Source organism: Isoptericola croceus (assembly GCF_029382255.1).
Taxonomy (GTDB): Bacteria; Actinomycetota; Actinomycetes; order Actinomycetales; family Cellulomonadaceae; genus Isoptericola; species Isoptericola croceus.
In genome coordinates this window covers 23984-47895 of sequence record NZ_JARLLG010000005.1, presented here as the reverse complement: position 1 = coordinate 47895, position 23912 = coordinate 23984, and the positions used below count along the sequence as shown (strand labels likewise).

Sequence of the window (23912 nt, the reverse complement as noted above, 5' to 3'; positions counted from 1 at the left end):
AAAGCGATCGGGTGGGGCGTTGGTCACGGTACCTGCGCTGAGACCGCCTGGCGCATGCGGAAAGGCGATCACTGCTCGGTCCGGCCGGTCCGAGCTCACTCGCACCGTGCCGGTGGACCGCTGGGTTCGCCCCGCAGAGCGCGGACGCGTTTGCGGGGGGTCGGTCCTGGTGCTACCGATGGGATATGACTCTGGGGGGCGGGGCGCGGGTGCTGCTCGCGGACGACGACGAGGACATCCGCGACCTTGTCGCGTTCAAGCTGGGCCAGGCCGGATACGCGGTGCAGGCGGTGGACGACGGGATGTCCGCGTGGGAGGCGTTCCAGGCGGACCTGCCCCGGATGGTTGTGCTCGACGTCATGATGCCCGGCCTGTCGGGCATCGACGTGCTCCGTAAGATCCGCGGAAGCGGCGCCCCGGAGGTGCCGGTCCTGCTGCTGAGCTCACGGTCGCAGGACGCCGACATCGACCTCGGGTTCGCCATCGGCGCGACCGACTACGTGATCAAGCCCTTCAGCCCCCGCGAGCTGTTGCACCGTGTCAACGGGTTGCTGGCCCGCACGCGATGAGACCGCAGTCGCTGGACATCGCCATCGCCACCACGGGCTGGCTGTGCCTGGGGATGATGCTCTTGATAGTGCTGCTCAGGGTCCGGCGGCTGCTGCGTGCGCGGCGCCAGGTGGCACTGATGGCCCCCTACCGGCGCGACCTTCTCGTGGTAGGTGCGGGGGAGGACCACGACGGCGCGGGCGCGCGGCGGCTGGCCCGCACCCACGGCCCCGCCGCCGGCGAGGTCATGGGCTCGGCGGTGGAGATGCTGGGCAAGGTCCGGGGCACGCCCGCTGACGAGCTGATCCACCTGCTGACGATCCGCGGCGAGGTGAGCGAGGCCGCTCGCCGGCTGTCCAGCCTGCTAGCGGTACGCCGTGCGCGGGCCGCCCACGTGCTCGGACTGTGCCAGCAGGACCCGGCGGTGCCGCAGCTCATCCATGCGCTCGGCGACAGCACCGTGGAGGTCCGTGCAGCCGCAGCCCATGCCCTGGGGCTGATCGGCAACCCTGTCGCGGCGCCTCCGCTGCTGCGGGCGGTCGGTGCCACCGACGCCGGGATCCCCGCTTGTGTCGCCGCCGAGGCGCTGCTGGCCATGGGTACGGGGGTCGCCGGCGCGCTGCTGGACGGTCTGGCCGACCCGCAGCCGCGGACCCGCGACGTCGCCGCTCACGTCAGCGGCGTCGGTGCGTTCACCCGCTGCCGCCCGCAGCTGCGTGCCCTGCTCAGAGACGACGCCGACCTCACCGTCCGTCAGACCTGCGCGGCGGCCCTGGGGGCCGTCGGTGGCGCCGAGGACGCGGAAGTCCTGGGTCGGCACACGCGGCAGGGCGTGCCACTCTCGTTACGGCGCGTGTGCGTAGCCGCGCTCGGTGACCTGGGCGATCCCGAGGCGCTGCCAGCTCTTGCGATGTTGCTGCACGACCCGGACCCCTGGCTGGCTGAGCTGGCAGCAGCGGCGCTGCTCCAGATCGACCCCGGCGCAGGGTCCACGTTGTCCGACATGGCCGGCACCGAAGCCACTGATCCGCGCCGGGGGCGGCCCGTGGCGTCGGCCCTGCTCGTGGCGGGGCTGCGGGGAGCGGTGACCGAGTGAGCGCGGCCGAGGTGCTGGTGGTGGTCCGTGGCGGGTTGGAATGGCTGCTCGCGCTCGGCGCAGCGCCGGTGCTGGTGTACTTCACCGTCGTCAACACGTTCTCCCTGCTCATCATCGTCTTGGCCGCCCTCGAGCTGCGCATGCAGCAGCACCGCGACTCCGCCGAGGTGGCGAGCCACGTCGGGGAGCTGATCCCCGGGGTGTCGGTGATCGTGCCGGCCCACAACGAGCAGGCCGGGGTGGTGCAGGCGGTCAAGGCGCTGCTCACTCTGCGCTATCCCCGTCACGAGGTGGTCGTCGTCGACGACGGCAGTACCGATCAGACGCTGCAGTGCCTGGTCGATGCCTTTGACCTGGTGCCCGTCCCGCGGGCGGTGCCGCAGGACGTCCCGGTCGAGGCAGTCGTGCGGCAGGTCCTCGTCCCTCGGGACGGGCGCACCCGGCTGGTGGTGGTCAGCAAGGACAACTCCGGCAAGACCGAGGCGGTCAACACCGGGATCAACGCCGCCACCGAGACCCTGGTGGCCATCATCGACGCCGACTCGGTGCTCGAGCCGGACGCCCTGCTGCGGGTCGCCCGACCCTTCAGCGACGACCCCATCCGCATGGTCGCCAGCGGGGGTTCCGTACGCGCTGCCAACGGCAGTCGCATCGTGGACGGCCGCGTCGTCCGGGTGCAGCTGTCTCGCCGGTGGCTGCCGCGCATCCAGGTGGTCGAGTACTTCCGCGCTTTCCTCCTCGGCCGGGCCGGCTGGTCCCGGTTGGGCTGCCTGATCCTGATCAGCGGAGCCTTCGGGCTGTTCCGCCGCGACCTGGTCGTCGAGGTGGGCGGGCTGAACAACAGCAGCATCGGCGAGGACTTCGAGCTGGTTCTGCGGCTCCACCGGCACTTGCGGGACCAGGGCCGGGACTACCGGCTCGGGTTCGTCGCCGAACCGGTGGCCTGGACCGAGGTCCCCGAGTCCCTCGCGGTGCTGCGGCGGCAGCGGCGGCGCTGGCACCGCGGGCTGTGGGAGACGCTGTCGGCCTACCGGGGCATGCTCTTGCGGCCCCGGTACGGGCGAGTCGGGTTCCTCGCTCTGCCGTACTACTGGGTGTTCGAGCTCTTCGCCCCGCTCCTGGAGGCGCTCGGCCTGATCATGCTGGCCGCGGGTCTCGCTCTGGGCGTCATCGACGTCGAGTTCGCGCTGCTGTTCCTGCTGCTGGCGTACGGCTACGCCGCCTTCGTCACCCTCTGTGCGCTGGCCGTCGAGGAGTGGGGTTTCCACCGCCACGAGCGGTGGCGCGACCTCCCACTGATCATGGCAGCCTCGGTGCTGGAGAACATCGGCTACCGCCAGCTCACGGTGTGGTGGCGCCTGGAAGGTTGGTGGGCCAGCCTGCGCGGCAAGAAGCAGGTCTGGGGTGTGATGACCCGCACCGGCTTCGACGGCGGGGCCACCCGAGCCGGCCGGGACCGAGCAGCCCGGTAGGCTGGGCGACCGGCGCCGCCGTCTGTTCCCCGGCGCCGTCCTACCGTGCACACCCGCCCCGCAGGAGCCACCTGCGGGGTCGACCTCAGGAGTGATCCGTGGCTGCATCCGCGACCGCCCAGCTCGACGCCGTCGTCTCCCTCGCCAAGCGGCGGGGATTCGTCTTCCAGTCCGGCGAGATCTACGGCGGTACCCGCTCCGCGTGGGACTACGGGCCGCTGGGCGTTGAGCTCAAGGACAACATCAAGCGGCAGTGGTGGAACGCGATGACGCGCCGCCCCGACGTCGTGGGGCTCGACTCGTCCGTCATCCTGCCCACGCCCGTGTGGAAGGCCTCCGGTCACCTCGGCGCGTTCACCGATCCGCTGACCGAGTGCCTGAGCTGCCACAAGCGGTTCCGCGAGGACCAGATGATCGAGGAGTTCGCCGAGCGCAAGGGCCGCGAGCCCGAGGGCGGCCTCGCGGTGATCTCCTGCCCGCACTGCGGCACGGTCGGGCAGTGGACCGAGCCGCGCGACTTCAACATGATGCTGTCCACCTACCTCGGCCCCGTCGAGGACGAGTCCGGGCGGCACTACCTGCGCCCCGAGACGGCGCAGGGCATCTTCGTGAACTTCGCCAACGTCGCCGCTACCTCCCGGCAGAAGCCTCCGTTCGGCATCGCGCAGATCGGCAAGTCGTTCCGCAACGAGATCACGCCGGGCAACTTCATCTTCCGGACCCGTGAGTTCGAGCAGATGGAGATGGAGTACTTCGTCGAGCCGGGCACCGACGCCGAGTGGCACCAGTACTGGATCGACACACGGATGGCCTGGTACACGGACCTGGGCATCGACCCCGAGAACCTGCGGCTGTACGAGCACCCGCAGGACAAGCTCTCGCACTACTCGACGCGCACCGTGGACATCGAGTACCGCTTCGGGTTCACCGGCAGCGAGTGGGGCGAGCTGGAGGGCATCGCCAACCGCACCGACTTCGACCTGTCGACGCACGCGGAGCACTCCGGGAAGGACCTGCAGTACCGCGACCCGGTGACCAACGAGAAGTACTTCCCGTACGTCATCGAGCCGGCCGCCGGCCTGACACGTTCCCTCATGGCGTTCCTCATCGAGGCCTACGCGGAGGACGAGGCACCCAACACCAAGGGCGGCGTCGACAAGCGCACCGTGCTGCGCCTCGACAAGCGCATCGCGCCGGTCAAGGCCGCCGTGCTGCCGCTGTCGAAGAGCACCGACCTGCTGCCCACGGCCGACAAGCTCGCCGCCGAGCTGCGCCAGCACTGGAACGTCGACCACGACGTCACCCAGGCCATCGGCAAGCGGTACCGCCGCCAGGACGAGATCGGCACCCCGTACTGCGTGACCGTCGACTTCGACACGCTCGACGACCAGGCCGTCACGATCCGTGACCGAGACACCATGGCCCAGGAGAGGGTGGCGCTCGACCAGGTCGCCGGCTACCTCGCCCAGCGGATGCCCGGCGTCTGACGCAGCACCCGCCGAGCACGAGAACGGGGGCCGCCCATCAGGACGGCCCCCGTTCTGCTCCCGCTAGCTTGGATGGCAGCGGGTCGAGGTGAGGGTCAGGTCTTGGATCGGTTCACAAGCGCCAGGACCAGGCTGATCACCAGGACGACGACGCCGATCCACAGCAGGAACATACCGATCTCGGTCGCAATGCCGAGGACGACCAGCACGACGCCGATCAGGATCAGAATCAGCCAGAGTGGCATGTTGACCTCCTTTGTCGGTCACGACAGGTCTTGCCGTACTTCGAACATTTCACAGGTCGCCTCAAGGTGCATGGCGAAGGACGAGTCGGGGCAGATCGGTCGCTCGGCCGACCCGCTTGTCGGTCGGTGCATACGACCTCAACACACCTTCGCCCTGGTCGCGACCTGCGCGGACGGGCGTGGTCCGAGATCAGATCTTCCTGAACTACCCGCTCCCACCTGGCATCTCGGGCGGCGGGACACCATGCTGTGCGGATGGATGCGCTCAACTCGTTGATCCTCGCGGCCGGAGACAGCCTGTGGACCTGGATCGTCCTGCCCGTGGTGGCAGTGCTCGGTGTCTACTTCACGCTGCGCAGCGGGGTGGTGCAGCTCCGACTGCTCCCCGAGATGTTCCGGACCCTGACGGACCCTGCTCCGAAGGGGGCGGACGGACGGGCGCAGTCGGTCTCCGCGTTCGGTGCGTTCACCATCTCGGCAGCCTCGCGCGTGGGTGTCGGCAACATCGCCGGCGTCGGGACGGCGATCGCCGTCGGAGGGCCAGGCGCCGTGTTCTGGATGTGGTTGATGGCCTTCGTCGGCGGGGCGTCGGCCTTCGTCGAGTCGACGCTGGGACAGCTCTTCAAGACGCGGGACGCCGACGGCTTCCGTGGAGGCCCTGCCTACTACATGCAACGCGGCCTGAAGGCCCGGTGGATGGGGCTCGTGTTCGCTGTCGTCCTGATCCTCTGCTTCCCGTTCGCCTTCTCGTCCCTGCAGGCCAACACGATCACCGCCACGGTCGCCTCGACCGCCGGCGTCCAGGACGGGGCAGGGGCGCTCGCCTGGGGTGTCGGCATCGTCCTCGCCGTGCTGACGGGCCTGGTGATCTTCGGTGGGGTCCGCCGCATCGCGCACGTCACGCAGGCGGTGGTGCCGACGATGGCGCTGGTCTACCTGCTGACCGGGCTGGTGGTCGTCGCGATGAACGCCGAACGTGTCCCCGAGGTGGTCTCGACGATCTTCAGCGACGCGTTCGGGTTCAACGAGGTCCTCGGCGCGACGCTCGGCACCGTCATCATGCAGGGCGTCAAGCGCGGCATGTTCTCCAACGAGGCAGGCCTCGGGTCCGCCCCGAACGCCGGCGCCGCGGCCGCTGTCACCCACCCCGTCAAGCAAGGGCTGGTGCAGTCGCTGGGCGTCTACTTCGACACGTTCGTCGTGTGCTCGGTGACCGCGTTCATCATCCTGGTAACCGGTCCGGACCTGGCGAACGCCGCCCCGGGGATCACCCTGACCCAGGAGGCGCTCGTGGCGAGCCTGGGGTCGTGGGCGAACGGGTTGCTGACCGTGATCATCTTCCTGCTCGCGTTCAGCTCGATCCTCGGCAACTACTACTACGGCGAGTCCAACATCGAGTTCATCACCAGCTCGCGCGGTGTGCTGCAGGGGTACCGCACCCTCGTGGTGCTGGCGATCCTCGGCGGCTCGGTGGCCTCCTCGGACCTGGTCTGGAACACGGCCGACGGGATCATGGGCGTCATGGCGCTGATCAACCTCGTGGCCATCGCCCTGCTCTCCGGCCTCGTGTGGAAGCTCCTGGCGGACTTCACCGAGCAGCGCAGCGCCGGCCTCGACCCGGTGTTCACACGTGATCGGCTGCCCGGCGTCAAGGGCATCGAGTGCTGGGAGGACGAGCGCACGGTGACCGGAGTCACCCCGGTGGTGAAGCTGTAGTGCCCTGTGCCGCACCGGCGCGTTTGCGACAATGGCGGATGTGACTTCCACGCTCGAACCCGTCAGCACGACGCCGCAGCCTGCCTCCCCGGCGCAGGCACCGGCGTCGGGCGCTCGTGTGCTGCCCCCGCTGCAGATCGGCCCGATCACCGTGGGTACGCCCGTGGTGCTGGCGCCGATGGCCGGTGTCACCAACCGCGCCTTCCGCACCCTGTGCCGTGAGGCCGGGCGCTCCACGGGCTTCGACCCAGGGCTCTACGTGGCCGAGATGGTCACGAGCCGTGCCCTGGTCGAGCGCAACGTCGAGGCGCTGCGCATCGTCACCTTCGGCGGCGACGAGACACCGCGCTCGGCACAGGTCTACGGGGTCGACCCGGCGACCGTGGGCGCGGCGGTGAGGATCATCGCGGGCGAGGACCGCGCCGACCACGTCGACCTGAACTTCGGCTGCCCCGTCCCCAAGGTCACCCGCAAGGGCGGCGGCTCCGCGCTGCCCTGGAAGAAGCAGCTCTTCACCGACATCGTGCGCGCGGCCGTCGACGCCGCCGAGCCGTACGGTGTCCCGGTGACGGTCAAGATGCGCAAGGGCATCGACGACGACCACCTCACCTACCTCGACGCCGGTCGTACGGCCGAGTCGCTCGGGGTGGCCGCCGTCGCGCTGCACGCCCGCACGGCGGCGGAGCACTACTCCGGCACGGCGGACTGGTCGGCGATCGCGCGGCTCAAGGAGGCGGTGCGTACGGTGCCCGTGCTGGGCAACGGTGACATCTGGGCGGCCGAGGACGCGCTGCGCATGGTCCGCGAGACCGGCGCCGACGGCGTCGTCGTCGGCCGCGGCTGCCAGGGCCGCCCGTGGTTGTTCGCCGACCTGGCCGCCGCCTTCCACGGCTCCGACCAGCGCGTGCGTCCCGGTCTGCGCGAGGTCGCCGAGGTCATCTACCGCCACGGCGAGCTGATGATCGACTACTACGACGGCGACGAGTCCAAGGGCATGCGCGACCTGCGCAAGCACATGGCCTGGTACCTCAAGGGATACGCCGTCGGCGGGGAGACCCGCCGTGCGCTGGCGATGGTCTCCACGCTCGACGAGCTACGCACGCACCTCCACGGTCTCGACCTGTCCTTGCCCTACCCAGGGGCCGACGCCGAGGGGCCGCGCGGGCGCGCCGGTTCGCCCAAGAAGCCGCACCTGCCGTACGGCTGGCTGGACTCGCGCGAGCTCGACGCCGAGTTCGAGGCGAAGCTGCGCGAGGCGGAGCTCAACGTCTCGGGCGGTTGAGTCGCGCCTGGTCGGACCGCATGCCGACACGCCGTCGCCCAGGGTTGACCCGTGAAGGAGCTGCGGAGACTATGTGTCAGCCGACCGGGCGGCGTCCACGGGTCGGGGCTGGCACGCCGTCATCAACTCGTTCGTGGTGGTTCGGCAGGCCTGCGCCTCGACTCGACGTCTCCGGGGACGACGCCGCCACCCACGTGCGAGAGGTTCACACGCGACATGACGACCACCGTCCCTGCCGATGCGACGCGCGCGCCCTGGCGGCGGCCCGACTCCGGCGACGGCCCGGCGGGGGCTCCTTCGGTCGCCCCTCCTCCGAAGCTGCGGAGACGTCCAGTTCTGATCGTCGCTGGTGTCGCCGCGATCTGCCTCGGAGCGTTGCTCAGCCTGTGGGCGTACAGCTCGACGTCCGAGGCGCAGAGCGTGCTCGCCATGCGTCACACCATCGAGCGTGGGCAGGTCATCACCGCCAACGACGTCATGACCGTGCAGATCGGGCTCGACCCGGCGCTGCAGGCACTGCCCGCGAGCGATCTCGACTCCGTGATCGGCATGCGCGCGGCGCTGGACCTGCCGGCCGGGGGACTGGTGACCGCGGAACAGGTCACCGACAGCCCGATCCCGGCGGACGGCACCTCCGTGGTGGGCATCAGCCTCGCCGCCGGCCAGCTGCCGGTCGGCCAGGTGCGGGTCGGGGACACCGTACGGATCGTGACCACGGAAGGCGAGGTCGAAGCCGTGCAGGCAGAGGTCGTGGACGTGGCCGCGGACGACCTGTCCGGCACGACGATCCTCAATGTCCAGGTCGACTATGACGACGCTCCTGAGGTCGCCGCACGCGCCGCCTCGGGCAAGGTCGCGATCGTCCTCGACCCTGACCTGGAGGGCTGACCGATGGCGCTCATCGCGCTCACCTCGGCAGGGGGATCACCAGGCGTGACCACCAGCGCACTGGGTCTCGCGCTGAGCTGGCCGCGTCCGGTGGTGCTCGTCGAGGCCGACCCGTCCGGGTCGCGCTCGTTGGCCGCCGGCTACTTCCGCGGCGGCCAGCTGCCGACGTCGCGGACCATCGTCGATCTCGCGGTCTCCCACCGGCAGGGCACGCTCATCGAGGATCTGCCGCCATCGCTGTTCGCGATCCCCGACTCGCGGGTGCAGGTCCTGACCGGCCCTCTGCGGCACTCCCAGGCTCGTGCCCTGGAGCTGCTCTGGGAGCCCATGGCCGCGGCGTTCAAGGCCCTCGAGCGTCAGGGCCAGGACGTGATCGTCGACGTCGGGCGACTCGGCCTCGAAGGATCCGGGTACAAGCTTCTCGCTGCCGCGGACCTGGCTCTGCTGACCACGCGGACCGACCTGCCCGGACTCGTCGCCGCCGGGTCGTGGGTGCCGAGCCTGCGGTCCACCTTCGAGCAGGCGGGTGCCCTGCCGAGCCTCGGTGCGCTGCTGGTCGGTGCGGGCCGGCCGTACGGTGCCGGCGAGGCTGCCAAGGTCTTGGGTCTGCCGATCGTGTCGTCGTTGAGCTGGGATCCCGACACGGCACAGGTCTACTCCCACGGCACGGCGCCGGGACGCAAGTTCGCCGGTGCCCCGCTGAACAAGTCGCTGCGTGCCGCGGTGCAGGCCACACAAGCCGCCGTGGCCACCGTCAGGTCCCACCTCGACCTGGCTGCCGAGGGGTTCCAGTCATGAACGAGTCGCCTCACGACCCGACGGGCCTGCCCATCTTCGGGGGCGCGTCGAACGCCGAGTTCTCGGAGCTCGCGGCGCACGCGCTCGCTGGTGCCGTCGGAGCCCGCGGCGCGGGCGTTCCCGTAGCGAGCGACCCCGCCGTGCCGGCGGCCTCCGTGCCGCAGGGGGCTGCCCCGCCGTCCTTTCCGCCGTCGTCGCGACGGGCGGCGCCGCCCCAGAGGCAACCCGCACCGCGAGCGCGGCCCGCACCGCGAGCGCAGCCCGCACCGCGAGCGCAGCCCGCACCGCGAGCGCAGCCCGCACCGCTCGTGCCGCCGGTCGCCAGCATCGACTGGAAGCAGGTCGCCGCCTTGCGTTCGCAGGCGTCGGAGCAGCTCACGGCGGCGCTCGGTGAGGAGCGGGGCACAGACCTGGAGACCGAGCGTGAGCTGGGGCGCGCGATCATCAACGAGCTGCTGCAGTCGACGGTGGCAGATCGGATCCATGGCGGCCAGGCCACCTGGAGCCTCGTCGAGCAGGAGCAGATGGCCGAGGCCGTCTTCAACGCCCTGTTCGGGCTCGGCCGGCTGCAGCCCTACGTCGATGACGACTCGGTGGAGAACATCATCATCACCGGCGCGGCGAACGTCTGGCTGGAGAAGACCGACGGCATGCTCGTCCGGTCCGAGCCGGTTGCGGACTCGGACGCCGAGCTGCTCGACTTCCTGGCCTTCGTCGCCTCCCGCAGCGAGGTCAATGCGCGCAGCTTCTCCTCGGCGAGCCCCCGGCTGCACATGCGCCTGGACGGTGGTGCGCGTCTGGCGGCGGCCGCCTGGGTGACGGCGCGCCCGTCGGTCGTGATCCGCCGCCACCGGCTCCGCAAGGTGACGCTCGCGGACCTCGTGGGTCGTCAGATGATCACGTCGGTACAGGCCTCGCTGCTGTCGGCCGCCGTCCGGGCCGGCAAGTCGATCGTGGTGGCCGGTCCGCAGGGCGCCGGCAAGACCACGATGGTGCGCGCGCTGTGCGCGGAGTTCGAGCCGCACGAGAAGATCGGGACGTTCGAGACCGAGTTCGAGCTGCATCTGCACGAGCTGCCCGAGGTGCACCCGATCGTGCATGCCTGGGAGGCGCGTCCGGGATCGGGTGAGATCGGGGCTGACGGAAAGCAGGCTGGCGAGTTCACTCTGGACGAGGCCCTGTACGACTCGTTCCGCTTCAACCTCTCGCGTCAGATCGTGGGCGAGGTCCGTGGCCGGGAGGTCTGGGCCATGATCAAAGCGATGGAGTCGGGCACCGGGTCGATCTCGACCACCCACTCGTCCGACGGCGAGGCGGCGATCCGCAAGCTCGTCACCTGCGCCATGGAGGCCGGGCCGCACGTCACCCGTGACCTGGCGACGTCCAAGCTCGCCGAGACGGTCGATCTCATCGTGCAGGTCCACCTGGAGACCACCGCGCTGGGCGGCGACCAGTGGCGTCGTGATCGCTGGGTCTCCGAGATCGTCCACGTGAGCCCCGGCGAGGTGGCCAAGGGGTATGCGACGACGCGGGTCTTCGCCCCCAGCCCGACCGGTGGGCCGGCCGTGCCCGAGACGTTGCCCGACGAGCTGCGTGACCTCGCGCGCTACGGGTTCGACCTGAACGCCTATCTGGCCGCCGGTGTCGGCGGGCAGGTCGCCTGATGCCCCCGCTCGTCCCGGCGCTGGGGGGCGCTCTCGCGGTCGCGGGGATCATCGCTGTGGTGGCGGGTGCTCGCCGCAGCCCGGAGCGGGTGGACGCCGGTCCGCGCCGTCGTTCCGTGCTCCGACGCCGCTGGGAAGGCGCGCGGCGTAGCACCCGGGTGCTCCTGCTCGCCGGCACCGGGCTGGGGTTCGTCGTCTATCTGGTCACCGGGTGGCTGGTCGCCGTGCCGGTGGCTCCGCTGGCCGTCGCGGGACTGCCGCTGCTGCTGTCTGCTCCGGCCGGCGCCGACCGGGTCGCCAGGCTGGAGGCGCTCGAGGAGTGGACCCGTGGGCTGGCAGGGGTGCTGACGGTCGGTGTCGGCCTGGAGGAGGCGCTGCGTGCCACGCTGCGCTCCACGCCCCAGGCGATCCGACCCGAGGTGACTCGGCTCGTGGCCCGGATCCGTGCGCGTGTCGGCACGGAGGAGGCGTTGCGGGCGTTCGCCGACGACCTGGACGACGAGGTGGGCGACACCGTGGCCGCGTATCTGATCCTCGGCGCACGGCGGCGCGGCCAGGGCCTGGCGTCGGTGCTGAACACGCTGGCGGAGTCGGTCGCCGGTGAGGTCCGCGATGCGCGTGCCATCGAGGCGGACCGGGCGAAGCCGCGCACGACGGCGCGGGTGGTCACCGTCCTGACCGTGGGTGCGCTCGGGCTCCTCGCGTTCAGCGGTCAGTACATGGCCCCGTACGGCACCCCGCTCGGGCAGTTCCTGCTGGTGGTGTACCTCACCGGGTACGTCGTCCTGCTGGTGTGGATGCGGCAGATGACCGCCGGCCAGAAGGCTCCGCGATTCCTCGGCGCCGGGGTGCGAGGAGGTGACGCGCGATGACCACCGGACTGCAGCTCGCGCTGCTCGGCGGGGGACTGTTCGCCGCAGGCATCGCCCTGATCGTCTGGCATCTCATCCCGGCACAGCCCGACCTGGCCGATGTGCTGCGACGCAACTCTCCCGAGGGTGTGAAGCAACAGGCCGCCGCGGACGCCGCGATCTCCACCGACGCAGGCTTCGCCGAGCGGCTGGGTGTCTGGGCGTTGAGGCGGTTCCCGGTGGCGGTGTGGGGGAGGACTCCGACCAAGGAGCTCGCGCTCCTGCAGATCTCGTTGCACCGCTACTTCGGTGAGAAGGTCGTCTTCGCGCTGGTGGGCCTGCTGTTCCCACCGCTCGTGTCGTACTTCCTGATCGTGTCGGGTGTGCACCTGCCGGTGGCCGTTCCCGTGCTCGGGTCGCTCGGTCTCGCCGCCGGACTGTTCTTCCTGCCGGACCTCAATGCGCGGGACGACGCCCGCAAGGCACGCAAGGAGTTCGCCCGGGCGCTCGGGGCCTACTGCGACCTCGTCGCCCTGGAGCGGCTCGGTGGTGCCGGTGCCCGCCAGGCCATGGAGATGGCCGCCGAGATCGGGGACAGCTGGGTCTTCCGTCGTGTCGGCGAGGAGCTGTCCCGCTCGCGTTGGAACGGCAAGGCGCCCTGGGACGCACTCAACGCGCTCTCGGACGAGCTGGGTCTGCCCGAGCTCGCCGAGCTGGCCGACGTGATGCGCCTGAGCAAGGAAGGCTCTCAGGTCTACAACCAGCTGCGTGCCCGGTCCGCGGGCCTGCGTGCGGCCACGCTGAGCGAGGAGCTGTCCACGGCGAACGCTGCGAGCGAGCGCCTCAGCATCCCGATCGGCCTGCTTGCCGTGATGTTCGTGATCATCATGATCACGCCGAGCCTGCTCAACCTCATGGGTGGGCTGTGACCGTCTCTGGAAAGGACACCATGTTCAACCGCATCGTCGCCACCGCACACCAGGCGGGCGTCACGCTGGTCGGAGCGACCCGTCGTCGGCTGGCCGCCGAGCCCGAGCGCGGCTCGTACACCGTCGAGCTCGTCGTCGTGCTGGCAGCCATCGTCCTGATCGCCGTCGCGGTGACCGCCGTCATCAACAGCGGGGTCATGGACCGGGTCAACGCGATCTTCGGCTGACGTGCGCCCTCGTCCGGTGCGCCCACATGATCGGCGCCGTCGTCGTCCCCAGGACCACGAGCGAGGGTCGGCCGCCGTCGAGCTCGTCGTCGTCTTCCCCGTGGTGCTGCTGCTGCTGTTCGCCGGGATGCAGGGTGCGTTGCTCTATCAGGCCAAGGCGACCGCGCTGGCCTCCGCACAGGAAGGGGCGCGTGTCGCCGCGGTCGAGGGCGGCACCGTCCACGACGGGACAGTTGCCGCCCGGAGCTTCGTCGCGTCGTCGTCCATCGCGACGTCGGCATCGAGCGTGCGCGGCTCCCGCACGGCCACCGCGGCGACGTTCGAGGTGAGTGTCACGTCGCAGAGCGTGGTCCCGCTGTGGAACCCGACCGTCACCCAGTCGGCGACGATGCCCGTGGAGAGGATCACCGGATGAGGCGGACCTCGGATCGCTCACACCCCGAACGGGGCTCCTCGGCCGTGGAGCTCGTGATCGTCGTACCCGTGGTGCTGCTGATCTTCGGCGCGATCGCGCTCGGCGGCAGGATCGCGCTGGCCGAGCTGGCCGTGGGATCGGCGGCGTCGGAGGCCGCCCGCTCGGCGTCCATCGCGCGGACGCAGTCGGACGCCGCGACCCGTGCACGCGAGGGAGCGAGGGCGAGCCTGGCCAACCAGGACGTCGACTGCCTGACGCAGTCGGTCGAGGTGGACACCTCGGAGTTCGCCAGACCGGTCGGGACCCCCGCGACGATGTCGGTGACCGTGACGTGCGAGGTGAACCTGGCCGGCCTCGCGCTCCCCGGGATCCCTGCGCGCAAGACCATCACCCAGACGGCCACGAGCCCGCTGGACACCTACCGGGAGAGGTGACATGCGACGCATCACACGACCGGCGTCGGTTCACGACGACGTCCGCGAACGCGGAGCGATCTCCACCTGGGTCGCGATGACCACCGTGGCGATGATGCTGTTCGTCGGTATCGCCGTGGACTTCGGCGGGCAGGTCTTCGCGCTGCAGCACGTCCGTGACGTGGCTGCGCAGGCAGCTCGCACCGGAGGCCAGCAGATCAACGCCTCGCAGGCGATGCGGGGCCAGGACGCGTCGGTAGAGGCAGCGCAGGCACGTGCGGCCGCGAACGCCTATCTCCGTGCCGCGGACGTCGACGGCAACGCGGAGGTGTTCGACGGCACCCGGCTGGTCGTCACGGTCAGCGACCGCTACGACACCAAGGTGCTGTCGATCATCGGGGTCAAGAGCCTGCCCGTCACCGGTACGTCCGAGGCGCGGCTGGCGCGCGTCGTGGGAGGGATCGAGCAATGAGCATGTTCCGACGTCGGCTCCTGGGCCTGGGCGCTCTGCTGGTGATCCTCGGGATCATCGTGGGGCTGCCCGTCGTGCTGTTCGCGGTGGGGGCGAACCCGGTCGGGGCCGGACTGCCGGCCTGGGACGACGTGACTCGTGCACTCACCTCACCCGACGACGGGACACTGGCTGTCGGGCTGATCAAGGTCGTCGCGTGGCTGTCGTGGGCGTTCCTGACCGTGTCGCTGCTGGTAGAGATGTTCTCCCGGTTGCGCGGGATCCGCGTGCCGCGGATGCCGGGCCTGCGGGTTCCGCAGGCTGTTGCACGAGGCCTCGTCGGTGCTGCCGTGGTGCTCTTCGTCGCCGTGCCGTCGGTGAACGTCGCGCACGCGGCCCCGGCGCCGGACCATGCCGGGGTCGCGATCGAGCGAGCCATGGAGCAGCAGGCGGCGCAGCAGGCTCAGGATGCCACCGCCGCGCTGGTAGGACACGCCGTCGGCCAGGCCTGGCAGTCGGCCGCGGCGGCCGACCTCGTGGAGCCGGGCGAGGCCGCCCTGGCAGGGGCCGAACAGCGCCCGACGACGGCGGTGCACACCGTGCAGCGCGGTGAGTCGCTGTGGTCGATCGCCGAGTCCCGGCTGGGCGACGGGCACCGCTTCCACGAGATCGTCGAGCTCAACGCCGACCTGCTGGACGGTCGGCCCTCGTTCCTCCAGGTCGGCTGGGAGCTGACGGTCCCGGTCGCCGACGACCACGGGAAGGCCGGGCAGGATGAAGGTTCCGCGGCCCGGACGGTCACCGTGGCCCAGGGCGACTCCCTGTCGCAGATCGCCCAGGACGAGCTGGGGGACGCCAACCGGTACCCGGAGATCTTCGAGGCTTCCCGGGACATCGAGCAGCCCGGCGGGGCGCGCCTGAGCGACCCGGAGGTCATCGATGTCGGCTGGAGCGTGCAGATTCCCGGCGTGGAGCCGCTGGATGCAGTGCCGCAGGAGGTGGGTGCCCCACTCGTGGCACCTCCTGCTCCGCCCGGGCCAGACCTCGACCAACCAGCGACCGCCCCAGCCGTGGAGGCCGCCTCGGAGTCGGGCGCACCGGCGCCCTCTGCCGACGTGGTGCACACCGCAGACGGCGTCGGTGCGCTCCTCGCCGCGGGCGTACTGACCCTCCTCGCCGCCCGGCGCCGCACCGTGCAGCGCCTTCGCCGGCCAGGTCAGCGGGTGAGCCTGCCGTCGGCGGACGTGGCCGGGACCGAGGCACTGCTGCGCACGACGGCGGATCCGATGTCCGTCGAGACGGTCGACGCCGCGCTGCGCGGCCTCGCGAGCTCCTGCGCCGCCACCGGAACGCCGTTGCCGTCTGTCCGGGCGTGCCGCCTGTCCTCGGTGGCGTTCGACCTCTACCTCGCCGAGCCTGCTGCGCTGCCGGAGCCCTGGACCGGCCACGCGGACGGGACGATCTGGCGCCTGGACGCCCGCCGCGCCCAGGAGGGCCGGCCTGACCGCGCGGCGGCAGCGCCGTTCCCCGCGCTGGTGACGATCGGCCACGACGAGCGGGACGGACACGTCCTGCTGAACCTCGAACACCTGGGTGGGCTGTCCGTCACAGGTGACGAGCAGCGGGTCCGCGAGGTGCTGGGAGCACTCGCGCTCGAGCTCGCGTTGTCGCCGTGGGCCGACGACCTGCAGGTGACGGTCGTCGGCGGCTTCGATCGACTGGAGGACGGTCTGCGGACCGGGCGCATCCGGTCGGTGCGCTCCGTCGACCAGGTCCTTGCCGACCTCGCCGAACGAGTCGACCGGGATCGGCGAGCGCTCACCGCCGGCGGGGTCGCAGACGTCGTCCAAGCGCGTGCCGCCGGTGTCGCGCCAGACGCGTGGACACCCGAGATCGTGATCGTCCTCGGCGCGCTGACCGACCAGCAGCGTCACCAGCTGGACGCCCTGACTTCCTCGCAGCCGCGAGTTGCGGTCGCAGTGGTCACCACCGGTGGCCAGGCCGCCGGATGGAACCTCGACCTGTCGGGCGGACGCACGCCTGAGCAGGCCGTCCTCGGGCCTGTCGGGCTCGAGCTGCGGGCCCAGCGCCTGCCCACCGAACGATACGGTCACCTGCTCCATCTCCTCGGGTCGGCCGATCCCGACGCGCTGGAGGGCCGGCCGGAGCGGGAGCTGAGCCTCGCCGAGGTCGAGACCATCGCCCCGGTCGACGAGCCCGCTGACCTCGACGACGTCGACGACCCGGATGCGACGCACGTCGCGGGAACCCCCGCTGCCCGGCACCGTGCGGACGGCGACGAGACGCGGGTGCGGCCCGCAGGGCCGAGCGTCGAACAGATCGGCCTTCGTGCTCCGCGGGTCACCGTGCTGGGAGCCGTCGACCTGCACGACGCCGGCGGGACCGTCGCGCCGGCAGATCGGCCGAGGCTGCTGGAGGTCGCGGCCTACCTGGTGCTGCACCCGGGTGCGACCGGGAAAGTGATCGCGCGCGATGTCCAGCCGGGGCAGCGCAGCGTCAGCGAGGCCGGCCTGTCCACGCAGCTCTCCAAGCTGCGTCGGTGGCTCGGGACGGCACCGGACGGCAGCGAGTTCCTGCCACGTCACCAGTCCGGGTCCGGGCACGTTCTCCACCCGGCCGTCAGCTCCGACGTCGGCGACTGGGACCTCCTGATCGGTGGGCAGCCGGCGGCCGCACCGACGGAGAACCTGGAGAGCGCAATCGGCCTGGTGGGTGGCGAGCCGTTCGCCGGGGCGCGCGGGCGCCGCTATGCGTGGGCTGAACCCGTCCGCCAACGCCTGGTCGCCGAGATCGTGGATGCGTCCTACGAGCTGGCACGTCGTCGGATCCTCGAGGGACGCTGGCGAGCCGCAGAGCAGGCCGTGGCGGTGGGCCTCAGCGTCGAACCGGCACAGGAGAGCCTGTGGCGGATGCGCATCCTCGCCGCACACCAGAGCCGCGATGTCGACACCGAGTCCCGGGCGGTCCACGCGTTGCTGACCGCTACCGGGCAGCTGGACTGCGACCTGGAACCGGAGACGGCTCGCCTGCTCGCCGCACTGCAGCACCCGCGCGACGGCTTCGACCGCCTCATGGCGAACTCCCTGTAGAGGATCTGATGACTGAACTGCAGCCCGACCGCTCTCCGACCGCCGTCGTGGTGGTTGCTCTCTCGCTGTGCCTGGCCGGGTGTGCAGGAGGTCCTGAACCTGAGGCCGCGGAGGCGCCTGCGCCTTCTCCGTCGCCGACCGTGGAGGACGAGCCCACCCCGGAGCCGACGCCGACTCTTGACGAGGCTGAGCAGCTCAAGCAGGACAACATCGATGCCGCGAAGCAACGCATCATCGACTCTGGGCGGCGGCTGCCGAGATCGGAGCAGGTGGCTACGACGACTGGGAAGACCTCGAGCAGTACTTCAGCCCACAGCTCTGGGATTTCTACAGCGAAAGCTTCTCGGGCTGGGCTGACGAGGGAACGTCGAGCGAGGGCGAGGCAGACATCGTGAGCATGACCGTCACCGACTACCAGCCCTCCGATAACGGTCTGGAACGGGTCACCATCGACGCATGCATGGACTACAGCCAGATCACCCAGCTCGACAGCGACGGCAAGCCGGTTGAGCGCACCGAGGACGCTCTGTCCCGCTACCTCGCGGAGTATGTCGTCGCGCACAACGGACCGGACACCTGGTGGCGCATCGACGACCTCATCGCCCACCCGGAGGAGACATGCTGACCCGATCCATGCACTGGCCTCGTGGTGGGGCAAGCTCTTCTCGGCGCCTTTTTGTCCACGTAGTGAAGGAGTCAATCAAGTGAACACTTTGCAGACCGGCCGTGCAGGAGCCGTGACTGCCGCAGCGATTGCTCTCGTGCTGTGTCTGGCCGGCTGTGCGGGAGGTCCCGAACCTGAGGCCAAGGAGGCGCCCGTGCCTTCTCCGTCGCCCACCGTGGAGGACGAGCCCACTCCGGAGCCGACGCCGACTCTCGACGAGGCTGAACAGCTCAAGCAGGACAACATCGATGCCGCGAAGCAACGCATCATCGACTTCCGTGCAGCCGCAGCGGCGGTGGGCGCCGCAGGGTACGAGGGCTGGGAGGACCTCGAGGACTACCTCAGCCCCGATCTTTGGCCCTTCTACGCAGATCTCTATGCCGAGAGGGAGGACGCTGGTGCATCTAGCGACGGTGCAGGCCAGGCTGCGAGCATGACCGTCACGGACTACCAGCCCTCTGACGCAGGCCTCGAGCGGGTCACCATCGATGTCTGCATCGACGCGAGCGCGTCCCGGGCGTACGACGGCGACGGCGAGCTCATCGATCGTGGGGACACCCCCGACCGTGTCGTCGTTGAGTACGTCGTCGTGCACAACGGGCCCAACACGTGGTGGCGCATCGCCGAAATGAAACCCCGCACGGACGAGAAATGCTGACAACTATCGCACGTATCCTCATCCTCTCGCTTGTCACCACCTCGGCGCTAGCGGCCGTCACGACGTCCAGCCAGGCCGCCGCCACCGGCTGCATCGAGCACTGGGACTCAGCCACAGAGGAGGTCGTTATCGACTGTTCGAACGCCGACACTGGCGGGGGAGGCGGTAGCAATGCTGGTGAGGGAGAGGGGGGCGGGGGCGGGGGCGGGGACGATGTGACCACCACCTGCACCTACCAGGGCGAGCGGATCCACTGCCGAACAGTCGCCGGCACCTGGAATGGCCGATGCTACGTGCAGGTCGCAGATCCCCAGCCAGACGCCGACGACCCTGTCTGGCAGGGCAACAGCGACGGCGTCGTCGTGATCTGCACACCCGCCATCTGCGTGAACACGGGGGGAGTGTTTGCCGACTGCCCAGGCACGTCGATCTACTGGGCGGCGTCCGCGCCGGATGCCGGCCCGTCACCACGAGAGCTTGCCGACCGCGCCGTCGCGGCGATGCGGCTCACCATGGGCGAGATCGGATCCACTCCGCCGACCACTGAGGTGATGAGTGACTCGGTGGGTCTGGTGGGCATGCCAGTGTGGTTGTGGGTTGCTGATCCGGCTCCGAGTACGACGGGGCCGATCACGGAGTCGGCGTCAGAGGGATCGATCACCGTGACCGCGACGGCAACCCTGGATCGCATCGAGTGGACGCTAGCCGATGAGGGGTCGGGCGCTGTCGTGCATGAGGTCGTCTGTTCTGGCAGTGATGCGGCCGGTACGGAGTGGACCGAGGCTGCCAGCGGTGATGGCCGACTGGCGAGTCCGACGTGTGGCCTGACTGGTTCGCAGAACGACCGGTCCGGCGAGTTCATGCTGACCGGGACGGCGCACTGGGTCGTGGAATGGTCTGGTGCGGGGCAGTCCGGCAGCATCACCATCCCGCCGCAGTCTCGCTCGGCACCGATCCGCCTGGGCGAGCTCCAGGTGCTCGTCACGCAGTCATGACGGCGCCGACCTGCCGTCGACCCCGAACCGCGGCCATCGTGGTGGTTGCTCTCTCGTTGTGTCTGGCCGGGTGTGCGGGGGATGCCGAACCCGAGGCCGCGCTGGCACCGGCAGCTTCTCGGTCGCCGACCGTGGAGGACGAGCCCACCCCGGAGCCGACGCCGACTCTTGACGAGGCTGAGCAGCTCAAGCAGGACAACATCGATGCCGCCAAGAAGCGCATCATCGACTTCAGTGCAGCCGCAGCGGCGGTGGGCGCCGCAGGGTACGAGGGCTGGGAGGAACTTGAGGACTACCTCAGCCTCGATCTTTGGCCCTTCTACGCAGATCTCTATGCCGAGGGTGAGGCCGCTGGTGCATATAGCGACGGTGCAGGCCAGGCCGCGAGCATGACTGTCACCGGCTACCAGCCCTCCGACGCAGGCCTCGAGCGAGTCACCATCGATGTCTGCATCGACAGGAGCGCGTCCCGGGCGTACGACGGCGACGGCGAGCTCATCGATCGTGGGGACACCCCCGACCGCGTCGTCGTCGAGTACGTCGTCGTGCACAACGGGCCTAACACGTGGTGGCGCATCGCCGAAATGAAACCCCGCACGGACGAGAAATGCTGATAACTATCGCACGCACCCTCACTGCCTCGGCGATCGCAGATCTCGCACCGACCAGTGAGCGAGTCTCGTACAGGCCGAGGTCAGTTCCTCGTAGGTCTCCTCCCAGAATGCCTCGACTGCGGCGTAGCGTGGTGGGAGCAGGTTGCATGGACTTGGGGAGGGTCTATTCGGGCTCGATGCCGTAGTGCTCGCGGATGTTGCGCAGAGACGCCCTCCCATTGAAGTCGAGATCGTCTGGTCCGACACCGATCGTGCTGTCTTCACTCCAGAAGGAAAACCGCGGCACTTCGGCATGTTGGAGGTCCGGGGAGGCTGCGTAGGCGCGCAGCACGTCCTCCATGATGGCGATGGCCTCTTTTTCGGTGGATGCCTCCACCGTCACGGTCCCGCCCTGCCTCTCGTCGCCGAACCTCCGCACGCAGGTGACGTCGGCGGTGATGACGCCCGGCACGCTCAGGGTGAGCTCCTCGTAGGTCTTCTCACAGGACGCTTCGGCTGCGCCGCAGCCAGCCAGCAGTGGTAGCAGCAGGGCTGGCATCACGATCGCTGCCATGGTGCGGCGCAGCGTGGTGGGAGCAGGTTGCATGGTGCTGAGACTCTCCGGTGGCGTCGGATGGACTTGGGGAGGGTCTATCCGGGCTCGATGCCGTAGTGCTCGCGGATGTTGCGCAACGAAGGTGTCCCGTTGAATCCCAGGTCCGTCGGCGCAGTACCGATGCTGCCGTCCTTGTTCGTGAAGTACATGTACGGACTCTCGGCATGTTTGAGGTCCGGGGAGGCTGCGTAGGCGCGTAGGACGTCCTCCATGACGGCTACGACCCCCTGCTTGGTGGAAGCGTCTACCGTGACGGTCCCGCCTTCCCTCTCGTCGCCGAACCTCCGCACGCAGGTGACGTCGGCGGTGATGACGCCCGGCACGCTCAAGGTCAGCTCCTCGTAGGTCTTCTCACAGGAGGCCTCGGCTGCGCCGCAGCCTGCCAGCAGTGGTAGCAGCAGGGCTGGCATCACGATCGCTGCCATGGTGCGGCGCAGTAAGGTTGGAGCATCCTTCATGGTTGTTCAGCCCTTCCGGCCGACGGAGATGTCGACCGCGCTGGTGTTGCTCGGTGTCCCGGTGAGGAATCCGTCCTGGCGCAGCTGCCCGGTGAAGGCGAGGAGGTCGGGGTCGGAACTCTGCTCGATAGAGTCGCTGTAATTCCTGTGCGAGTGGTTTCCCAGGGCGTCGTACCACCTGGCAGGGTTGTCCAAGGTGACGGTGCTGTGCTGCTCACCGGGATCGAAACCGGGCGGCGGGCTGATCGGGGCGATGCTGTCGCCCAGGTCGAGCTTCGGGACAACGTCCCCGGAGTGCTGCAGCTCCAGGACCGACACGCTCGGGTCGATGCGCTGGCTGTCGATCGGAGAACCGAACGTCATCGCGGTCGTGACGTTGTGCTCGGCGACGAACTGGGGGTCCGAGGTCAGATCGGCCACCGTCATGCCGCCCTGGGAGTGACCCACCAGCATCACCTCCGCACCGTCGGGGATGTCAGCGTTCTGCATCGCCAGCTCCACCGCCTGACTCATCGTCGAGCTCCCCCCGCCTGCGGTGACAAGGTTCCCCGTCAGGTCCATGGGATTGTCCCCGGCCAGCGGTGACCATGGCTGGGTGCCAGGAACGCTGACGATGACCCGGGGTCCTTGGTCGGACTCGACAGTGGTGATACGCACCACGCCGTCGCCAGCGTTGTAGGCGTCTGTGACGCTCCGTGTAAGGTCCTCGAGGTTCGCCGGCGAGGTGAGGGGAGGAGTGCCCTCTGTGTCGTCTCCCGTCGGAACGGGTCGCGGGTCACCCGCGTACGGTTCGCCGTCGTCGAAGAGATTGACCTCCCACGGTGTCAACGTGGTGACCGCCGCGCCGACAAGAGCGCCATCGGCCAAGAGCCACGACGCGACGACCTCCGTCGTCCGAGGAGCGCGGCCGTCCAGCAGGGAACCGGCGGTCGCATCCCACAGCTGAACACGGGCGTCGAAGGCGTTGCGCCAGTCGTCGCTCGTCGCGTCCCACCAGCCCGCGACCGCGCCCCCGGCGTCCTGACCGCGGTCGGTGACCCACTCGACGGCGACCCCGGCGGAGTCCCACAGCTCGCTACCTCGATCAGCGAGCCAGTCCAGCGGACCGCCATCCCCGCTCACCGTGGCCGTGCCCGTCGCCTCCGCCCCAGCGGACACCCCTGCGCCGGCGCCGAGGTAGTCGTTCGAGGTGCGCTCCTGATCGTCCGCGTTGCTGCGCGTGGCCCCCGCGGCGTCACGCAGCAGCCGGGCCGCCTCGTCCAGCGACGGAGCGATCTGCCCGTGCCACTGCCAGTACAGCTCGTCGATGTTGGGCCCCCAACCCAGCGGGGTGTCCAGATGCGCGCCGACCAGCCCCCGCGCCGCCTCCAGGTCACCGGCGCCCTGATCGAGCACTTCACCCAGGCGGCGCACCGCCTGGATGTCCATCCCCGCCATGCCCGAACTCATCGCGCACCCCCCGTCGGCGCGTCGATGGACGGTCTCGTGGTCGCGTCGATCGCACCGACCAGCGCCCACCGCAGCTCGGCCGCGACATCACCCGCACCCCGCTCGACCAGCTCAGCGTGATCATCACGCATCTGCACGTCGAACAGCCGGCCGTCGGCCACCGACCACCATCGCGACCACACCACCTGCGCCGCCGCCGGCGTCGGCCACGCCTCCACGGTCACCGTCACCGACGCCTGCTCGGCACGGACGATCAGTTGTGCCACCGGCGGTAGTGATGCCACGTCCGTGCCGGTACGCATCCGCTCGGCGGCCTGCGCATCGAGCACCGTACGCGACTGCTCCCTGGCCGGAGCGGCCCGCTCCGCGCCGGCGGTCAGCACCTCGAAGGGCGGCAACGTCGATGCGACGGCCGGCCACAGGTCTTCGACCCGCGCCAGCAGAACCTCCACCTGTGCCGAGGCCGCCGCGACGTCGTCGTCCGTGGAACCGCCACGCACAGCGTCGTGCACCAGGAGCGCGCGATCCTCCACCACCGTCAGGCCGGTGGTCCCACCGACCAGCCCGGCACGCGCGCGCAACGTCGCGCGGACCTGAGCACGCAGGTGCTGACCGAGCGCAGCACTCCAGGCCGAGCTCAGCGTGCCGTCGCTGCTCAGCAGCCCGAGCTCGTGCAGCTCGGAAGCCGGGTCCGCCGAGGCATCTGGTGCCACCGGAGGCACACGGACGCCATCGGGGAACGCATCGTGCCGGGCGAGCGCGTCCCGGGCCAGATCCACGGCATGCGCCCACCCCCTTCTGGACACACGAAGACGACGCACGACACGTCCTTCCGGTTCGGAGCGGGAGGGGTCGCCAGCATCGCGACGCCTCGGGCACGCTAGCA

General features: G+C 70.0%; 25 protein-coding genes. 20 read left to right on the top strand and 5 right to left on the bottom strand.

Annotated elements, in window-relative coordinates:
• Positions 1–185: 185 nt before the first annotated feature.
• From PZC42_RS12280 to PZC42_RS12265, 4 genes are all read left to right on the top strand, one after another.
• Positions 186–569, top strand: a complete 384-nt coding sequence (locus PZC42_RS12280) for a response regulator transcription factor (protein ID WP_277211484.1) — start codon at positions 186–188, stop codon at positions 567–569.
• Entirely contained in the window at positions 566–1645 is a 1080-nt protein-coding gene (locus PZC42_RS12275) for a HEAT repeat domain-containing protein (RefSeq protein ID WP_277211482.1), read from the top strand. The genes PZC42_RS12280 and PZC42_RS12275 overlap by 4 nt, the downstream gene beginning before the upstream one ends.
• Positions 1642–3117, top strand: a complete 1476-nt coding sequence (locus PZC42_RS12270; protein WP_277211480.1) for a glycosyltransferase family 2 protein — start codon at positions 1642–1644, stop codon at positions 3115–3117. The genes PZC42_RS12275 and PZC42_RS12270 overlap by 4 nt, the downstream gene beginning before the upstream one ends.
• A gap of 98 nt (positions 3118–3215) precedes the next feature.
• Positions 3216–4604, top strand: a complete 1389-nt coding sequence (locus PZC42_RS12265; protein ID WP_277211478.1) for a glycine--tRNA ligase — start codon at positions 3216–3218, stop codon at positions 4602–4604.
• A gap of 95 nt (positions 4605–4699) precedes the next feature.
• Here PZC42_RS12265 and PZC42_RS12260 read toward each other — a convergent pair whose 3' ends face one another.
• Positions 4700–4849, bottom strand: coding sequence for a hypothetical protein (locus PZC42_RS12260; RefSeq protein WP_277211476.1), 150 nt, complete (start codon positions 4847–4849; stop codon positions 4700–4702).
• 255 nt (positions 4850–5104) lie between these two features.
• Between PZC42_RS12260 and PZC42_RS12255 the strand changes: the two genes are divergently transcribed.
• From PZC42_RS12255 to PZC42_RS12180, 16 genes are all read left to right on the top strand, one after another.
• Positions 5105–6565: an alanine/glycine:cation symporter family protein gene (locus tag PZC42_RS12255; protein WP_277211474.1), complete on the top strand. Its 1461-nt coding sequence runs from the start codon at positions 5105–5107 to the stop codon at positions 6563–6565.
• Positions 6566–6596: 31 nt separating this feature from the next.
• Entirely contained in the window at positions 6597–7847 is a 1251-nt protein-coding gene (gene dusB / locus PZC42_RS12250) for a tRNA dihydrouridine synthase DusB (protein WP_277211472.1), read from the top strand.
• Between the two features lie 216 nt (positions 7848–8063).
• Positions 8064–8735, top strand: a complete 672-nt coding sequence (locus PZC42_RS12245; protein ID WP_277211470.1) for an SAF domain-containing protein — start codon at positions 8064–8066, stop codon at positions 8733–8735.
• A gap of 45 nt (positions 8736–8780) precedes the next feature.
• Entirely contained in the window at positions 8781–9533 is a 753-nt protein-coding gene (locus PZC42_RS12240) for a hypothetical protein (protein ID WP_277211469.1), read from the top strand.
• Positions 9530–11197, top strand: coding sequence for a TadA family conjugal transfer-associated ATPase (locus PZC42_RS12235; RefSeq protein ID WP_277211467.1), 1668 nt, complete (start codon positions 9530–9532; stop codon positions 11195–11197). Before PZC42_RS12240 ends, PZC42_RS12235 begins: the two co-directional genes overlap by 4 nt.
• Positions 11197–12069: a type II secretion system F family protein gene (locus tag PZC42_RS12230; RefSeq protein ID WP_277211464.1), complete on the top strand. Its 873-nt coding sequence runs from the start codon at positions 11197–11199 to the stop codon at positions 12067–12069. The genes PZC42_RS12235 and PZC42_RS12230 overlap by 1 nt, the downstream gene beginning before the upstream one ends.
• Positions 12066–12977, top strand: coding sequence for a type II secretion system F family protein (locus PZC42_RS12225; RefSeq protein ID WP_277211463.1), 912 nt, complete (start codon positions 12066–12068; stop codon positions 12975–12977). Before PZC42_RS12230 ends, PZC42_RS12225 begins: the two co-directional genes overlap by 4 nt.
• Positions 12974–13204: a hypothetical protein gene (locus PZC42_RS12220; RefSeq protein WP_277211461.1), complete on the top strand. Its 231-nt coding sequence runs from the start codon at positions 12974–12976 to the stop codon at positions 13202–13204. The genes PZC42_RS12225 and PZC42_RS12220 overlap by 4 nt, the downstream gene beginning before the upstream one ends.
• A 16-nt stretch (positions 13205–13220) precedes the next feature.
• Positions 13221–13619 (top strand): TadE/TadG family type IV pilus assembly protein, encoded by a 399-nt coding sequence (locus tag PZC42_RS12215; RefSeq protein WP_277211459.1) that lies wholly within the window; start codon positions 13221–13223, stop codon positions 13617–13619.
• Complete coding sequence (locus tag PZC42_RS12210; RefSeq protein WP_277211457.1) at positions 13616–14053, top strand: TadE/TadG family type IV pilus assembly protein; 438 nt, start codon at positions 13616–13618, stop codon at positions 14051–14053. Before PZC42_RS12215 ends, PZC42_RS12210 begins: the two co-directional genes overlap by 4 nt.
• Before the next feature lies 1 nt (position 14054).
• Positions 14055–14504, top strand: a complete 450-nt coding sequence (locus PZC42_RS12205) for a pilus assembly protein (protein WP_277211455.1) — start codon at positions 14055–14057, stop codon at positions 14502–14504.
• Positions 14501–17593 (top strand): LysM peptidoglycan-binding domain-containing protein, encoded by a 3093-nt coding sequence (locus PZC42_RS12200; protein WP_277211453.1) that lies wholly within the window; start codon positions 14501–14503, stop codon positions 17591–17593. The genes PZC42_RS12205 and PZC42_RS12200 overlap by 4 nt, the downstream gene beginning before the upstream one ends.
• Before the next feature lie 397 nt (positions 17594–17990).
• Entirely contained in the window at positions 17991–18218 is a 228-nt protein-coding gene (locus PZC42_RS12195; protein ID WP_277211451.1) for a hypothetical protein, read from the top strand.
• A gap of 193 nt (positions 18219–18411) precedes the next feature.
• The gene (locus PZC42_RS12190; protein ID WP_277211449.1) at positions 18412–18915 is read left to right on the top strand and encodes a hypothetical protein; all 504 of its coding nucleotides are present in this window, start codon (positions 18412–18414) and stop codon (positions 18913–18915) included.
• 215 nt (positions 18916–19130) lie between these two features.
• Complete coding sequence (locus PZC42_RS12185) at positions 19131–19910, top strand: hypothetical protein (protein ID WP_277211448.1); 780 nt, start codon at positions 19131–19133, stop codon at positions 19908–19910.
• A gap of 131 nt (positions 19911–20041) precedes the next feature.
• The gene (locus PZC42_RS12180; RefSeq protein WP_277211446.1) at positions 20042–20524 is read left to right on the top strand and encodes a hypothetical protein; all 483 of its coding nucleotides are present in this window, start codon (positions 20042–20044) and stop codon (positions 20522–20524) included.
• A gap of 163 nt (positions 20525–20687) precedes the next feature.
• Here the strand turns inward: PZC42_RS12180 and PZC42_RS12175 are convergent, their stop codons facing one another.
• The 4 genes from PZC42_RS12175 to PZC42_RS12160 form a co-directional block, all read right to left on the bottom strand.
• A complete protein-coding gene (locus tag PZC42_RS12175) occupies positions 20688–21077 on the bottom strand; it encodes a hypothetical protein (RefSeq protein WP_277211444.1) in 390 nt (129 codons plus the stop codon).
• A gap of 77 nt (positions 21078–21154) precedes the next feature.
• The gene (locus PZC42_RS12170) at positions 21155–21544 is read right to left on the bottom strand and encodes a hypothetical protein (RefSeq protein ID WP_277211442.1); all 390 of its coding nucleotides are present in this window, start codon (positions 21542–21544) and stop codon (positions 21155–21157) included.
• A 39-nt stretch (positions 21545–21583) separates the two neighbouring features.
• A complete protein-coding gene (locus tag PZC42_RS12165; protein ID WP_277211440.1) occupies positions 21584–23026 on the bottom strand; it encodes a hypothetical protein in 1443 nt (480 codons plus the stop codon).
• On the bottom strand, positions 23023–23805 hold the full coding sequence (locus tag PZC42_RS12160; protein WP_277211438.1) for a hypothetical protein: 783 nt from the start codon (positions 23803–23805) through the stop codon (positions 23023–23025). Before PZC42_RS12160 ends, PZC42_RS12165 begins: the two co-directional genes overlap by 4 nt.
• Positions 23806–23912: the final 107 nt, after the last annotated feature.

Excerpts from the sequence above, each read along its gene's own strand:
- PZC42_RS12280 (WP_277211484.1), top strand. The coding sequence starts at position 186 with ATGACTCTGGGGGGCGGGGCGCGGGTGCTGCTCGCGGACGACGACGAG.
- PZC42_RS12275 (WP_277211482.1), top strand. The coding sequence starts at position 566 with ATGAGACCGCAGTCGCTGGACATCGCCATCGCCACCACGGGCTGGCTG.
- PZC42_RS12260 (WP_277211476.1), bottom strand. The coding sequence starts at position 4,849 with ATGCCACTCTGGCTGATTCTGATCCTGATCGGCGTCGTGCTGGTCGTC.
- PZC42_RS12255 (WP_277211474.1), top strand. The coding sequence starts at position 5,105 with ATGGATGCGCTCAACTCGTTGATCCTCGCGGCCGGAGACAGCCTGTGG.
- dusB (WP_277211472.1), top strand. The coding sequence starts at position 6,597 with ATGGCGGATGTGACTTCCACGCTCGAACCCGTCAGCACGACGCCGCAG.
- PZC42_RS12245 (WP_277211470.1), top strand. The coding sequence starts at position 8,064 with ATGACGACCACCGTCCCTGCCGATGCGACGCGCGCGCCCTGGCGGCGG.
- PZC42_RS12235 (WP_277211467.1), top strand. The coding sequence starts at position 9,530 with ATGAACGAGTCGCCTCACGACCCGACGGGCCTGCCCATCTTCGGGGGC.
- PZC42_RS12230 (WP_277211464.1), top strand. The coding sequence starts at position 11,197 with ATGCCCCCGCTCGTCCCGGCGCTGGGGGGCGCTCTCGCGGTCGCGGGG.
- PZC42_RS12225 (WP_277211463.1), top strand. The coding sequence starts at position 12,066 with ATGACCACCGGACTGCAGCTCGCGCTGCTCGGCGGGGGACTGTTCGCC.
- PZC42_RS12210 (WP_277211457.1), top strand. The coding sequence starts at position 13,616 with ATGAGGCGGACCTCGGATCGCTCACACCCCGAACGGGGCTCCTCGGCC.
- PZC42_RS12205 (WP_277211455.1), top strand. The coding sequence starts at position 14,055 with ATGCGACGCATCACACGACCGGCGTCGGTTCACGACGACGTCCGCGAA.
- PZC42_RS12200 (WP_277211453.1), top strand. The coding sequence starts at position 14,501 with ATGAGCATGTTCCGACGTCGGCTCCTGGGCCTGGGCGCTCTGCTGGTG.
- PZC42_RS12195 (WP_277211451.1), top strand. The coding sequence starts at position 17,991 with ATGACCGTCACCGACTACCAGCCCTCCGATAACGGTCTGGAACGGGTC.
- PZC42_RS12175 (WP_277211444.1), bottom strand. The coding sequence starts at position 21,077 with ATGGCAGCGATCGTGATGCCAGCCCTGCTGCTACCACTGCTGGCTGGC.
- PZC42_RS12170 (WP_277211442.1), bottom strand. The coding sequence starts at position 21,544 with ATGGCAGCGATCGTGATGCCAGCCCTGCTGCTACCACTGCTGGCAGGC.
- PZC42_RS12165 (WP_277211440.1), bottom strand. The coding sequence starts at position 23,026 with ATGAGTTCGGGCATGGCGGGGATGGACATCCAGGCGGTGCGCCGCCTG.